Genomic DNA, 13821 nt, shown 5'->3' on the forward strand with positions numbered 1-13821 from the left:
AAAATTTCTGTAGAGATTCGTTCAGGCGATGGCGGTATTGACGAGGTGTTGGGCTTCGGTCTGGATTTGTTTGAGGTGAGCTTCGCCTTTGAAGGACTCGGCATAGATCTTGTAGACGTCTTCGGTGCCGGAGGGACGGGCAGCGAACCAGCCGTTTTCCGTGGTGACTTTGAGGCCGCCGATGGGTGCGTGGTTGCCGGGAGCTTCTGTGAGGATTGCTGTGATCGGTTCTCCGGCCAGTTCTTTGGCGGTGACCTGTGAGGGAGAGAGCTTGCCAAGCTTGGCCTTCTGCTCCTTGGTAGCGGCGGCGTCGATGCGCTGATAAGTTGGGTCGCCGTACTTTTGCGTGAGCTCGCGATAAAGTTCGCCGGGATCGCGGCCGGTGCGTGCGGTCATCTCGGCACTGAGCAGGCCGGGGATGAGGCCGTCTTTGTCAGTGGTCCAGACCCGGGCATTGCGGCGGAGGAAAGTGGCTCCGGCGGATTCTTCTCCCACAAAACCCAATGTCCCGTCTACGAGACCGTCTACGAACCATTTGAAGCCGACGGGAACTTCGAGCATGGGGCGATTGAGGCCCTTGGCTACGCGGTCGATGATGGAGGAGGAGACGAGGGTTTTGCCGATGCCCACTTTTTCCGACCAGTCGGGGCGGTGGGTGAAGAGGTACTGGATGCAGACGGCCAGGTAATGGTTGGGATTGAGCAGGCCCGTGGTACGGGTGACGATGCCGTGGCGGTCGTGGTCAGTATCAGCGGCGAAGGCTACGTCGTACTTTGATTTGTTGGCGATCATGCTGGCCATCGCGAAGGGGCTGGAGCAATCCATGCGGATGCGGCCGTCCCAATCGCAGGTCATGAAGCGAAAGGTGGGATCTACGTTGGGGTTGAGGATTTCGAGGGGGAGTTTGTATTGCTCGGCGATGCGAGGCCAGTAGTGAACTCCGGCTCCGCCGAGTGGGTCGACTGCCAGCTTGAGTGAAGTGCCGCGAAGGACTTCAAAGTCGATGACGCTGCCGAGATCGTTGACGTAGGCGGAGGTGTAGTCATGGCGGTAGGTCTTATCCGCTGCGAGTGCGCGGAAGTAGGGGATGCGCTTTACGTCTTTGAGCCCGTCGGCAATGAGCTCGTTGGCGCGATTTTCGATCCACTTGGTGGCGGAGGTATCAGCTGGGCCGCCGCTGGGAGGGTTGTATTTGAAGCCGCCGTCTTCGGGCGGATTGTGCGAAGGGGTGATGACGATGCCGTCGGCGCGGTGGAGCTTGGGATTCTGGTTGTGAGTGATGATGGCGTGGGAGAGCACGGGGGTAGGGGTGTAGCCGAGGTGCTCGTCGATTATGACCTCGATGTCGTTGGCAGCGAGGACCTCGAGGGCGGTGGTGAAGGCCGGTTCGGAGAGAGCGTGAGTATCTTTGGCAAGGAAGAGAGGCCCGAGAGTGTGCTGCGAGGCGCGGTATTCGACGATGGCCTGGGTAATGGCAGCGATGTGATCGTCATTAAAAGATGCGCCGAAAGAGCTGCCGCGGTGGCCTGAGGTGCCGAAGGAGACGCGCTGGGAGGCAACAGTGGGGTCGGGATGGAGAGAGTAGAAGGCGGTGATGAGATGGGGAATGTTGACGAGCGATGCCGGGGAGGGGAGTTGCCCGGGTTGATTGGCTGGGGCGGTGTTCATGCTTTAGTGTCCTCGCGGATAACGATGCCGACAATTGCACTATATGAGATGCGGGTTCGAGAGGGAAATTGCAGGGGCACGGGGAATAACACGGAAGTCGTAAGCAGGGGGCTTGTGTTTCGGATGCGGTTGGCCTAAAACGGTGATGCTCCCTGGTTTATGGTTATCACGATTAATTGCATGGGCAGTCCATGCCCAGCGCAACGTGCATCGCTGAGATTCGATCGTTGGAAGTTGGCAGGCCGGCTTTTCGTTGCATGGCGAAGGGTCGGCCCCTGCTGAGGTTTTTGATGGTTGGAGTGCGGAAAGCTTTACTGCGGGCGGGTCTGGTGGCGTGGCTCTTCGCAGCTTTGCCGGTGTGGGCGGCAGAGGCGACCCTGGTCGCGGATGCACACGTGAACAGCGCGCTGCCTGGAGTGAACAGCGGGGCGATCTCGAATTTAAATGTAGGCGCGGGATATACGGCGCTCCTCCAGTTTGACCTGGGAGTATTACCTGCCGGGACGACAGCGGTACAGGTGTCGCGGGCAACTCTGCGGCTATATTGCAACCGGGCGGATGCAGCGGGTCTGGTGAGCGTGCGTCCAGTGGATGGCGGATGGGGTGAGTACAGTGTGACGTATGCGACGCTGCCTCCTCTGGGAAGCGCGGCGCAGGTAGTCCAGGTGAATGAGGCCGGGGCCTATGTAGCCGTGGATGTGACGTCGCTGGTGCAGGGTTGGCTCACCGCTCCGGCGACGAACCACGGCTTGGCGTTGACCGCGGATGCGGCGGTGCTTCAGTTCGACAGCAAAGAAAATGATTTGACCGGCCACGCGGCGGTGTTGGATGTGACGCTGGCTACGGCGGGCCCGGCTGGGCCTGCCGGGCCAATAGGGTTGATGGGAGCTACGGGAGCAGTCGGGCCTGCGGGTGCGCCTGGCTTGCCGGGAGCCGCGGGGAGTGCGGGACCTGCTGGGCCGAAGGGAGATGTGGGACCGATGGGGCCGGCGGGGGCTTCGGGGTCTCAAGGTCCTCAGGGCACTGCAGGGATTCAGGGGCCTCGCGGCTTACAGGGAGTGGCTGGATCCGCTGGCCCCGCTGGACCTTCGGGCCTTCAGGGGCCTGCCGGTCCGATGGGGCCCATCGGACCCGCGGGGACCGCCGGGATCATCTTCCGGGGGAATTACATATCGAGCGTGAATTATGCAATGAATGATGCAGTGAGCTATCAAGGAGCGAGTTATATTTCGGTGGCCGCAAGCAATCAGGGAAATACTCCGGGTTCGAACCCGGCTCGCTGGAGTCTTCTTGCTGCGCCAGGAGCAGCAGGTGCGCAGGGGCCGGCAGGAGCTACCGGCGCGGCCGGGCCACAAGGTACTGCCGGACCGCAGGGACTGCCCGGCGCTGCCGGAGCGAATGGTGCTGTTGGGATCAACTATCGGGGAGCGTGGAATTCTGGGGCGAGCTATCAGGCCAATGACGCTGCGTCGTTTGAAGGGAGCACATATCTGGCGCAGGTGAGCAGCTTCGGGATGCAGCCGGATTTATATCCTGCTGCCTGGGCAGTATTGGCGCAGAAGGGGAGCGCGGGACCGACAGGGCCTGCGGGTGTGGCGGCAACCGTGAGTATGGGAACGGTGACGACTGGCGCGGCGGGCTCGCCCGCGGCGGTGACGAACAGTGGAACGGCATCGGCGGCTGTGTTGAACTTTACGATTCCGCAGGGCGCGGCCGGAGTAAATGGGGTGGGCGCAGGCACGGGTAGCGCTTCTGGAGCGTTGTCTGGTTCGATGTATCACGCGGTGTCGTTCTCCAGCCTCTACTATTCGGTGAGCAACACAAACGCCGCCGGGAGCGAAGATGCTTCGGTGCTGACCTGGGTGCCGACGGGGTGTATGGCGACCATGCTGAGTGTCTATTCGCAGCAAATGCAATCAATTACTGTGACGCTTCGCCAGGGAACTCCGGGGAACATGGCGGACACGGCGTTGGTTTGCACTGCAGCTTCGGGTGGAAGCTGTTCTATAACGGGAAGCGTCGCCGTCCCCGCGGGGAGCTTTGTCGATTTTCGTGTGAACAATGCAAATGGGACGCCCGCCGCCGTGTGGATAGCTTTAACGTGTAACTAAAGGAGATTCTGGGCTAATTGTTCCGTATGATCGGTGTGCGTGAATAAATTGGATTTGCTTGAAGCAGATCTTCGCGTCGTTGGCGTTGTGATTTTGAGGGGAGCACGGAATGACGTTCGATCTCACCGGAAAATGCGCGGTGGTCGTTGGGGGAACCTCGGGTATCGGAAGGGCCATAGCGGTGGGATTGGCCTCTGCCGGGGCGGATGTTATCGCGTCTTCCCGGTCAGCGAAGTCGGTGGATGTCATGGCCGATGTCCTGGAAGCGTCGGGGTGCAAGACACTTAGGGTGGCGTCGGATGTTACGGATCGAAGATCATTACAGGAACTGCATTATGTCGTGAGGTCCAGCTTTCGCCGGATCGATATTCTAGTGAATTCGGCGGGCATCACCAAGCGGGTCCCCACGCTCGATTGCCCGGAGGCGCTGTGGCAAAGCATTATGAACGTCAATCTGAATGGCACACTGCGCGCATGCCAGATCTTTGGAGCGTCGATGCTGGAACAGGGATGGGGCCGCATCATTAACATCGCATCGCTCTCTACCTTTGTTGCATTTCGCGACGTAGCTGCCTACGGGGCCAGCAAAGCCGCGGTTGGAGCGCTTACGCGTTCGCTCGCCGTTGAATGGGCGGAGCAGGGCGTGTGTGTCAATGCGATTGCGCCGGGCATCTTTCCTACCGATCTGAATCGCGCGTTGCTGGATTCGCCGCGCGGACAGGAGCTTCTACTGCGGACGCCGATGAATCGCTTTGGAGTGGTCGACGAACTTGCGGGGACCGCGGTGTTTCTTGCATCGGATGAGTGCTCCTACATGACCGGGCAGATTGTAACGGTCGATGGCGGCTATCTTGCGAGTGGAGTGAATCGATAGCTCAATGGCCATGTTGATGATTGAAGAAAAGCGGGATAGAAAAACTGGCGTGTGCGGATTACGCCGGTTTCTGCGCTCTATTACACTTGCGGTCCTTTTTGGTTCGACCGTTTGGGCGGCGCAGGCGGAGACTGGTTCTGCGGGCTGGCTGCGCTATAGCCGGATTACGGATCCATCCGCACTTCAGCAATATCGCTCACTGCCGCGCCAGATTGTGCGGGCTGATACGTCTCCTGTGGGACAAAGCGCATCGGGCGAACTGGCGCGGGGCTTGCGCAGCATGCTTGGCGGGGAATTTCGAGTGAGTTCTGCTCTGCCTGATGGCGACGCTTTTGTGCTGGGAACTCCGCAGGAGTTGCATCATCTATTGCCGCAATGGAGAGGGCCGGACCTCGCCGAGGAAGGCTTTGCGGTGTCGAAATTAAATGAGCATGGACATCGTCTCTGGATTGTTGCGGGCGGCAGCCAGAGGGGCGAACTCTATGGGGTCTTTCATCTGCTGGAGCAGGTCGCGGAGTTGCATGAGATCGCTCCTGACGCGGAATCTCCCTCTGCACCGATTCGATGGGTCAACCAATGGGACAACTTCGATGGCTCTATTGAACGCGGCTATGCGGGGCGCAGCATCTTCTTTGAGGGCGGCCATGTGCGCGGCGATCTCACGCGCGTTTCGGAGTATGGCCGGCTGCTGGCCTCAGTTGGCCTGAATGGCTGCACAGTAAACAATGTGAACTCCGATTTGCGCACGTTGCAGCCGGAGATGTTGCGTGAACTGGCTCGGATCGCCGATGCTCTGCGTCCGTGGGGCGTTCGCATGTCGCTCTCGGTGGACCTGTCGAGCCCGCAAGCTGTCGGTCACCTTTCGACCTTTGATCCGCTTGATCCGCAGGTTATTGCCTGGTGGCAGCAGAAGACGGATGAGATTTATAAACTGATTCCGGACTTCGGCGGCTTTGTCGTCAAGGCTGATTCCGAAGGACGACTTGGGCCATCGCATTACCGCCGCAATCCTGCGCAGGCTGCTAATGTTCTTGCCCACGCGCTGCTGCCGCATCACGGAGTAGTTCTTTATCGTGGATTTGTCTACAACCAGCATCTGGACTGGCACGACCTGAAGGCTGATCGGGCGCGTGCCGGCTATGACAACTTTCGCGCACTCGACGGCAAGTTTGAGCCGAACGTAGTCATCCAGATTAAAAATGGCCCGATCGATTTTCAAGTGCGCGAGCCGGTCTCTCCGCTTTTTGCGGCGCTGCAACATACCAATCAGGCGATTGAATTACAGGTGACGCAGGAATATACCGGGCAGCAGCGGCACATGGTCTTCCTTGTGCCCATGTGGAAGACGGCGCTCGATACGGACATGCGAGCGCAGAATCGAAGCACTCCGGTCAAAGAGATTATCGAAGGAAAGAGTTTTCATCGGCCGCTGGGAGGCTTTGTTGCTGTCGTCAATGTTGGATTGGATGAGAACTGGCTGCATCATCCCATGGCCATGGCCAATCTTTATGGCTATGGCAAATTGGCGTGGGACCCAGACCTCACGACGGACCAGATCATCGATGGTTGGACTCGACTTACCTTTGGCAATAATCCGAAGGTGGTCTCTACGATCGACGATCTTCAGCGCAATTCATGGCATGTCTATGAGGAGTACACCGGACCGCTTGGCCTGGGAACGCTGACCGATATCATAGGCATTCACTATGGGCCAGGGATCGAATCGGCGGAACGGAATGGATGGGGACAGTGGATTCGCGCCGACCATCAGGGTATTGGCATGGACCGGACCGTCGCTACAGGGACGGGATATATCGGGCAATATCCGCCGGAGCTTGCGAAGATTTACGAATCACTTTCTACCTGCCCGGATGAGCTTCTGCTCTTTATGCATCATGTGCCGTACAACTATGTTCTGCATAGCGGCAAGACTGTCATTCAGCATGTTTATGACTCGCACTACGATGGCGCTGCCGCTGCTGCGACCTATGCTCCTCGCTGGCAGACACTGCATGGTCTTATCGATGAAGAGCGGTATCAGCGAACGCTTGCACTCTTCGAGTATCAGGCTGGTCACGCCATCGTCTGGCGCGATGCGGTGAGCGAGTGGTTTCTGCGGATGTCGGGCATTGCTGATGCGGCCGGCCGGGTGGGGCACTATCCCGATCGGATTGAAGCCGAAGCGATGCAGAGCGATGGTTATACACCGGTCGAGGTTACACCCTGGGAGACTGCTTCCGGAGGCAAGGCCGTGACGTGCAATCGGGCCACCGCCTGCACGCTTACTGCAAAGCTGAATAAACCCGCGGGAATCTACCAAATTGCGGTCCAGTACTTCGATATCCATCCGGGGGCCGCGCAGTATGAAGTCCTGTTGAATGGCAAGGGCATCGCCCATTGGACGGCGGACAATACGCTACCTCCCGCTGTCGCCGATAAAACGCTCGATGGCCACACAAGCACGCGCTTTACTATACCGGGTGTTAAGCTTGAGCCCGGAGATACGCTTACGTTGCGAGGCATCCCAAATCGGGCCGAGCCCGCACCTGTTGACTACATCGAGATCACAAAACAATGAAAATCACCGCCGCCCGCCTGATCGTCTGCTCGCCTGACCGCAACTTCGTCACACTCAAAATCGAAACCGATGAGGGGATTTATGGACTTGGAGACGCGACCCTCAATGGCCGTGAACTGGCGGTTGCGAGCTATCTGTCCGAACATGTCCTCCCGTGCCTGATCGGCCGCGACCCGTTTCAGATAGAGGACATCTGGCAGTATCTGTACCGTGGAGCATACTGGCGACGCGGTCCCGTCACTATGGCTTCCATCGCCGCAGTGGATGTTGCTCTTTGGGATATCAAAGGCAAGGCGCTCAACACTCCTGTCTATAACCTGCTCGGCGGCAAGAGCCGGAACGGCGTGCTGGTTTATACGCACGCGAATGGCCGCGACATTCCGGAGGCGCTCGATTCCGTTCGCAAACATATGGACGAAGGCTACCTTGCAGTGCGTGCGCAGTCTGGCGTGCCCGGGGTTGCGGGCAGCTATGGTGTGCCCAAGGGGGGCAAATCGTATGAGCCCGCCGAGCGCGGCCTGCCTTCGGAGAGTTTGTGGTCCACCGAAAAGTACCTCAACTGTGCGCCATCGCTCTTCGAGAAGCTTCGCGTAGAACTTGGACCGGATGTTCATCTGCTTCACGATGTACATCATCGGCTTACTCCAATTGAGGCGGCGCGTCTTGGCAAAGCGCTGGAGCCCTATCATCTCTTCTGGATGGAAGATCCGTGTACTGCCGAGCTGCAGGAAGGCTTTGAGCTGATCCGCAAGCACACCACCACACCGATTGCCGTGGGCGAGGTCTTCAACTCGATATGGGATGCGCATGATCTCATCCGTCGGCAGTGGATCGATTACATCCGCATGGCCATTGTCCACGGCGGGGGGATTACTCAAGTCAAGAAGACCGCAGAGTTTGCAGCGCTCTACCACGTGCGAACTGGCTTCCATGGAGCGACCGATCTCTCTCCTGTGACGATGGCCGCCGCTCTGCATCTTGGACTTGCCGTCCATAACTTTGGAATTCAGGAACACATGCATCACAGTGTGCTGACAGATGAAGTGTTTCCCCATCACTACACGTTTGACGCCGGTTATATGTATCCGGGGGATGCGCCGGGACTGGGTGTCGATCTCGATGAGACCCTCGCCGCGAAGTATCCGTATCAACGAGCTTATCTGCCCATTGCACGTAAGCTCGATGGCACGCTTACGGACTGGTAGTTTTACTGTTCACTGCATTATTCGATACGGCGAGTGAGCAGATTAAAGGCACCCGCCAATGGAGCCCCGTTCATTATGCGATCTGTCTGTATATTGTCTTCCTCCTTAGCTGCTGCGGTTATCTTCACCTTGCCTGGAGTTACACGCGCGCAAGGTAAGGCTGTGAGAGATGGTGTATCACCCATGTTCGCGCAGACGGCTGCTGGCAGCGATGGCTCGGGGGCCTACCGCACGGGGCACTATCGCGATCTTTTCGCCGAGCAGGGCCACAGTCAGAAGCAGAGCCGCGCCAAGATCGATGCCGCCTTCCAGCAACTCTTTCATGGAGATAAGAACACGCAGGCTCTCTACTACGAGGTAGGTCGCAATGAGAACGGGCCACTTGCGTATATTACGGACGTCGCGAATCGAGACGCTCGCACAGAGGGTATGTCTTACGGCATGATGATTGCCGTTCAGATGAATAAAAAGCATGAGTTCGATGCCATCTGGAACTGGGCGAACACCTACATGCTCATCAAAGATCCGGCCAATCCGTCAGTCGGTTACTTTTCGTGGTCGATGCATACGGATGGGACGCCGCGCTCCGACTCGCCTGCTCCTGATGGTGAAGAGTATTTCGTCATGAGCCTCTATTTCGCGGCGAACCGTTGGGGAAACGGGACCGGCATCTATAACTACAAGGCGCAGGCAGACCGCATTCTTAGCCTCATGCGGCATCACCCGGTTAAGACAGGCATCCCTCCATTTCGTTTGAAGCCGAACGAACCGCCTTACGTCCCGGCCGCTCGTCCCGGCTTGCCTCCGCGCAACCGCCCGCAGAAGGTTGGCCCGATGGTCAATGAGCAATACAAGATGATTCTTTTTGTGCCTGGCCAGGATCGAAATGGTTTCACCGACCCCTCGTATCATTTGCCTGCCTTTTATGAACTGTGGTCGCGGTGGGGGCCGATTGAAGATCGCCCGTTCTGGGCCGAGGCCGCAACTGCCAGCCGCGGTTTCTTTCAGAAGGCTACAAATCCTACTACCGGCCTTGCGCCGGACTATGCCGACTTCGATGGTAAACCGCATGGCTCCGGCTTTAACCCGATGTCGGCTAACTTCTCCTATGACTCCTGGCGAACGGCCAGCAACTGGTCGGTTGACTATTCCTGGTGGCACAAGGATGCGGAGGAGACTGTTCTGAGCGACCGCATTCAAAAATTTCTATTCAGTCAGGGCATCAGCACTTTTAGCGACCAGTACACGCTGGAGGGCAAACCGCTCTCGCACCGACACTCCACCGGGATGGTTGCCACAGCGGCGACTGCAAGCCTCGCTGCTACCAAAGGACCGATTTCTAAAGCCTTCATCGACGAGTTGTGGAATTCACCTATTCCATCAGGAGAACAACGCTATTACGATGGCATGCTTTATATGATGAGCATGCTTCATTGCAGTGGGAACTTCCGTATATGGGGGCCGAAGTAGCGTCTCGCAGGTGCTCTTGGGGGATTTGAAGGCGACAGGTACTGTCTCGACGGGGTCTGTTCCTCTACTATTTACGGTGGCGGGACAGACTCCTCGTCATTTTTCGAGTAGCGATAATTTCGCATCATAGGTTAGCAGTGGTACGGGGGCAAAGATGAGTGGGGAAGCGATGAACGTAAACCGGATGTCGGGAGTTTTGCTGCATGTGACGTCGTTGCCCTCGTACGGTGGGGTGGGAGATTTTGGGCCAGCTGCGTATGCGTTTGTCGATTTTCTCGCGGCGGCGAAGCAACGGCTGTGGCAGGTATTGCCGCTGAACCCCACGGGGTATGGCTCATCGCCGTACTCGGCGCTGTCGGCATTCGCCGGAAATCCTCTATTTATCAGCCTGGAACGGCTGGTGCGGGAAGGCTGGATTGGCGCGGACCGGATCGAGGGACTGCCCGGGCACGACGGGCCTGCGGATTTTGTGGAAGCGATGCGGGTGAAGCTCCCGCTGATCGAGGAAGCGGCTGCGAATTTTCTCGACCACGCGCCGAACGATCTGAGAGCACGGTTTCAAAAATTCTGTCACGACAATATCTCCTGGCTCTCCGACTATGCGATGTTCAACGTGCTGCGGAGAATGCACGGCTACGTCAGTTGGATAGATTGGCCTGAGGACTATGCGCGGCGGAAGAACGATGCCTTGACGGCGGTATTGAACTCGCATGGCCGCGAACTGGCGGTAGAGCAGGCGATTCAATTTTTATTCAATGAGCAGTGGTGTGCTCTGCGAACATACTGCACGGAGCGCAAGATTCGGATTCTCGGCGATGTCGCCATCTTTGTGAACTACGACAGTGCCGATGTGTGGACGCATCCCGAAATATTTGAGCTGGACGACGATCTGAAGCCAACGCGGGTGTCGGGCGTGCCGCCGGATTACTTTTCAAGTACGGGCCAGCGCTGGGGCAATCCATTGTACAAATGGGGCCTGATGAAGGAGCGCGGGTTCGACTGGTGGGTGGCTCGGATTCGGCGTTCGCTGACGCTGTATGACTCGATACGGCTCGACCACTTTCGCGGCTTCGAGGCGTTCTGGTCGATCCCGGCGGAGGAACCGACGGCGGTCAATGGACTGTGGGTGAAGGCGCCGGGGCACGAGCTTTTCGATCGATTGAGAGAGGTATTTGGGGAGCTTCCATTCATTGCAGAGGATCTTGGCCTGATCACGCCCGAGGTGGATGAGCTGCGTGAGCATTTTGGCATGCCGGGGATGCGGATTCTACAGTTCGGCTTTTCGGACAGGGGAAGTCACCTTTATCTTCCTCACCGGTTCGTAAAGAACACCGTGGTCTACACCGGCACCCACGACAATAACACGACCCTGGGCTGGTGGCGCGACGGTACCGGCGAGACGGAACGGGCCAATGTGCAGACGTATCTGCAAACGATTGAGCACGAAGGTGACATCGTATGGGCGATGATTCGTGCCGCGGCGAGATCCGTGGCGAATCTGTGCATCTTTCCGATGCAGGACATTCTGCACCTGGGCAGCGAGTGCCGGATGAATACGCCGGCGGCAGGGGCGGGGAACTGGACGTGGCGCTATGAATCGAACGCACTGCATCCTGACTTTGCAATCAAGCTGGCGGCGCTGATGGAGATGACGGATCGCGACGGCTACGAAGCTCCGAAGGAAGGCGTGGAGGCAGGTCACCCGACAGAAGAGTCACACTAGCCGGGCAGACCTGGGCTCAAGCGTTTAGACTGAAGTTGAGCACATTAAATTTTAGGAGCATCCATGCCTCTTTCTGGCGAAGCCATCCGCACGATGAATTATGTTGACGATATTTCGGTGACGCTGCGCCGTATTCTTGCGGTCCTGCCGTCGTTGACCGACGATGAGCGTCAACGTGTTTCTGACCACATTAAACAGTCCCAGCCGAGTTACGAGTCGGTCATCAACGCCGTCGCGAGCAAAAAGTAATGCAACCGGTAGCACCAGGGTCGCCGTTCGAGATTCGCACTGTCGCAATCATCGGAGCTGGGACGGCGGGCCGAAGTTTCGCTTTGGCGTGTGCTGCGGTGGGCTACCGTGTTGTGCTGGAAGATGTAATGCCGGCAAATCTGCGGCGCGCCGAGGCGGATTTTGCGGAGATGGATCTGCGCGATTCGTCCGGTACCCTTGGTCTCGCTTTGACTGTCGAAGATGCGGTCCGGGAGGCGGACATTGCCATCGATTTTGTCCCCGATGAGCTGGAGTCAAAGCTGGAGATCTTTAGCATGATCGACCGCATGGCTCCGCCGAAGACGATCCTGTGTACGCCGAGTAATGCCTTGAGCATTACCGATCTGGCATCCTGCGTCTATCGTCCTGAGCGGTGTTTTGCAGTGCGGGGAGATCGTCTGGCGGCAAGTTCAGCGGTCCGGCTGTTGTATTCGCCCTCTGCCGATGAACGGCTGCTGGTAGCCACCGTCGACTTTTTGCGCTCACTGCGCATCGAGGTGCAAAGTGAGCCAGACCCGGATATGCCTATACTGCTGAAGAACTTGGCCCATTCGGCGCTCTAATTTAATTAGCAGCGAATAACCGCGAAGTGGGAACTGTTTCAGTGGAATTTACGTAGCTGAAGGTGGAGAATAGGTCCACCTCGTCATGCGCGCGTTTCTCGACATCTTCGCTCAGGTCTTCCAATCGATTGGAGCAAACAAGCTCCGATCGTTCCTCACGATGTTCGGCATCGCGTGGGGAGTGGCTTCGCTTCTTCTGTTGATTGGGCTGGGTGAGGGATTTCGTTCCGGACAGCGCCGGGGGTTGTCGGAACTGGGGTCCGACGTCATCATGCTTTTCAGCGGGACGGTGCCTGCGCTGCCGAATCAGCATACTGGGATGCGGCCCTACAAACTGACGCTCAGTGATGCCGACGCTATCCGTGCCGAGGCGTCCCATGTCCGCAACGCAACTGCGTTTGTCGATCGCGGCGATCTGAAGGAGGTCAGCGAGTTTTCGAGCGCAGGCGGCCCCGTGTTGGGTGTAGAGAGGAATTACCCCGAGATACGTCATCTTCCCGTCTCCAAGGGACGTTTTCTGAACGCCGATGACGTCGCACAGCGCAGGCAGGTTGTCTTCCTGGGGGAGAAGAATAACAAGCTGTTGTTTCCGGGAAGGCCTTCCATTGGGTCTTTTATTACGCTGAATGGATATCGCTTTCAGGTCATAGGGGTTGCGCCGAAGATCGGGCGGGGCAATAACGATAGCGACAACCAGAAGATTTATATTCCGCTCTCGACGATGCTGCAACTCTTTCCGATCCTCGGCGACAATATCCCGGCAGATGCGGTCACCTCAATCCAATATCAGCCGACAACCGAGGACATGAATGAGGCGGCAAAGGCGGACGTGCACCGCATTATCGCCGAGAGGCATGGATTCGATCCCGGACTGACGGACGCGTTTGAGGAGTGGGACACGATCAAGGCGAACAAGACTGTTGGCCTAATCTTCACCGCGATGGATGTTTTTCTCGGCGGCGTCGGCATCGTTACGCTGGCGCTGGGTGCGGTGGGTATCGTCAACATCATGCTGGTAACCGTGACGGAACGTACACAGGAGATTGGTCTGCGCAAGGCGCTGGGCGCGACCAATCGCAGCGTTCTGATGCAGTTCTTTCTGGAGGGCCTGATGCTCACCGGAATCAGCGGCCTGATTGGAATTGCGGGTGCAGGCTGCCTGATGCTGGTGCTGGGGCATGCGATGGGAGACAACCAGATGGGATTCGATCCGCCGCGGCTGGTGCCGTGGTCGGCTGCAATGGCGATGGGGACTCTGGTGCTTTGCGGTATTGTGGCCGGCATTTATCCGGCGAGCCGCGCGGCCAGGATGCAGCCGGTCGAGGCGCTGCGCAAAGATTAAAGGGGCAGGGGAGTAAG

Annotated in this window: 10 protein-coding genes; 9 read left to right on the forward strand and 1 reads right to left on the reverse strand. The window is 58.0% G+C overall.

Annotated elements, in window-relative coordinates; genetic code table 11:
* Positions 1-21: 21 nt before the first annotated feature.
* On the reverse strand, positions 22-1668 hold the full coding sequence (gene pgm, locus P4G45_RS06820) for a phosphoglucomutase (alpha-D-glucose-1,6-bisphosphate-dependent) (RefSeq protein ID WP_348268922.1): 1647 nt from the start codon (positions 1666-1668) through the stop codon (positions 22-24).
* A 299-nt stretch (positions 1669-1967) separates the two neighbouring features.
* Here pgm and P4G45_RS06825 point away from each other — a divergent pair, with 299 nt between their 5' ends.
* The 9 genes from P4G45_RS06825 to P4G45_RS06865 all read left to right on the forward strand — a co-directional run bounded on the left by P4G45_RS06825 (position 1968) and on the right by P4G45_RS06865 (position 13804).
* Positions 1968-3779: a DNRLRE domain-containing protein gene (locus P4G45_RS06825; RefSeq protein WP_348268923.1), complete on the forward strand. Its 1812-nt coding sequence runs from the start codon at positions 1968-1970 to the stop codon at positions 3777-3779.
* A gap of 109 nt (positions 3780-3888) precedes the next feature.
* Positions 3889-4653, forward strand: coding sequence for an SDR family oxidoreductase (locus tag P4G45_RS06830; RefSeq protein ID WP_348268924.1), 765 nt, complete (start codon positions 3889-3891; stop codon positions 4651-4653).
* A 4-nt stretch (positions 4654-4657) separates the two neighbouring features.
* The gene (locus tag P4G45_RS06835) at positions 4658-7231 is read left to right on the forward strand and encodes an alpha-glucuronidase family glycosyl hydrolase (protein WP_348268925.1); all 2574 of its coding nucleotides are present in this window, start codon (positions 4658-4660) and stop codon (positions 7229-7231) included.
* Positions 7228-8436 (forward strand): D-mannonate dehydratase ManD, encoded by a 1209-nt coding sequence (gene manD / locus P4G45_RS06840; protein ID WP_348268926.1) that lies wholly within the window; start codon positions 7228-7230, stop codon positions 8434-8436. Before P4G45_RS06835 ends, manD begins: the two co-directional genes overlap by 4 nt.
* Before the next feature lie 183 nt (positions 8437-8619).
* Positions 8620-9906 (forward strand): glycosyl hydrolase family 8, encoded by a 1287-nt coding sequence (locus tag P4G45_RS06845; protein ID WP_348268927.1) that lies wholly within the window; start codon positions 8620-8622, stop codon positions 9904-9906.
* A gap of 169 nt (positions 9907-10075) precedes the next feature.
* Positions 10076-11629 (forward strand): 4-alpha-glucanotransferase, encoded by a 1554-nt coding sequence (gene malQ / locus P4G45_RS06850; protein WP_348268928.1) that lies wholly within the window; start codon positions 10076-10078, stop codon positions 11627-11629.
* A gap of 63 nt (positions 11630-11692) precedes the next feature.
* The gene (locus tag P4G45_RS06855) at positions 11693-11878 is read left to right on the forward strand and encodes a hypothetical protein (protein WP_348268929.1); all 186 of its coding nucleotides are present in this window, start codon (positions 11693-11695) and stop codon (positions 11876-11878) included.
* Positions 11878-12462: a 3-hydroxyacyl-CoA dehydrogenase NAD-binding domain-containing protein gene (locus P4G45_RS06860; RefSeq protein ID WP_348268930.1), complete on the forward strand. Its 585-nt coding sequence runs from the start codon at positions 11878-11880 to the stop codon at positions 12460-12462. The genes P4G45_RS06855 and P4G45_RS06860 overlap by 1 nt, the downstream gene beginning before the upstream one ends.
* An 85-nt stretch (positions 12463-12547) precedes the next feature.
* Positions 12548-13804 (forward strand): ABC transporter permease, encoded by a 1257-nt coding sequence (locus P4G45_RS06865; protein ID WP_348268931.1) that lies wholly within the window; start codon positions 12548-12550, stop codon positions 13802-13804.
* Positions 13805-13821: the final 17 nt, after the last annotated feature.

Source organism: Edaphobacter paludis, assembly GCF_039993895.1.
In the GTDB taxonomy this organism is placed as follows: Bacteria; Acidobacteriota; Terriglobia; order Terriglobales; family Acidobacteriaceae; genus Edaphobacter; species Edaphobacter paludis.

Excerpts from the sequence above, each read along its gene's own strand:
- P4G45_RS06855 (WP_348268929.1), top strand. The coding sequence starts at position 11,693 with ATGCCTCTTTCTGGCGAAGCCATCCGCACGATGAATTATGTTGACGAT.
- P4G45_RS06860 (WP_348268930.1), top strand. The coding sequence starts at position 11,878 with ATGCAACCGGTAGCACCAGGGTCGCCGTTCGAGATTCGCACTGTCGCA.
- P4G45_RS06835 (WP_348268925.1), top strand. The coding sequence starts at position 4,658 with ATGGCCATGTTGATGATTGAAGAAAAGCGGGATAGAAAAACTGGCGTG.
- pgm (WP_348268922.1), bottom strand. The coding sequence starts at position 1,668 with ATGAACACCGCCCCAGCCAATCAACCCGGGCAACTCCCCTCCCCGGCA.
- manD (WP_348268926.1), top strand. The coding sequence starts at position 7,228 with ATGAAAATCACCGCCGCCCGCCTGATCGTCTGCTCGCCTGACCGCAAC.
- P4G45_RS06865 (WP_348268931.1), top strand. The coding sequence starts at position 12,548 with ATGCGCGCGTTTCTCGACATCTTCGCTCAGGTCTTCCAATCGATTGGA.
- P4G45_RS06830 (WP_348268924.1), top strand. The coding sequence starts at position 3,889 with ATGACGTTCGATCTCACCGGAAAATGCGCGGTGGTCGTTGGGGGAACC.
- malQ (WP_348268928.1), top strand. The coding sequence starts at position 10,076 with ATGAACGTAAACCGGATGTCGGGAGTTTTGCTGCATGTGACGTCGTTG.
- P4G45_RS06845 (WP_348268927.1), top strand. The coding sequence starts at position 8,620 with ATGTTCGCGCAGACGGCTGCTGGCAGCGATGGCTCGGGGGCCTACCGC.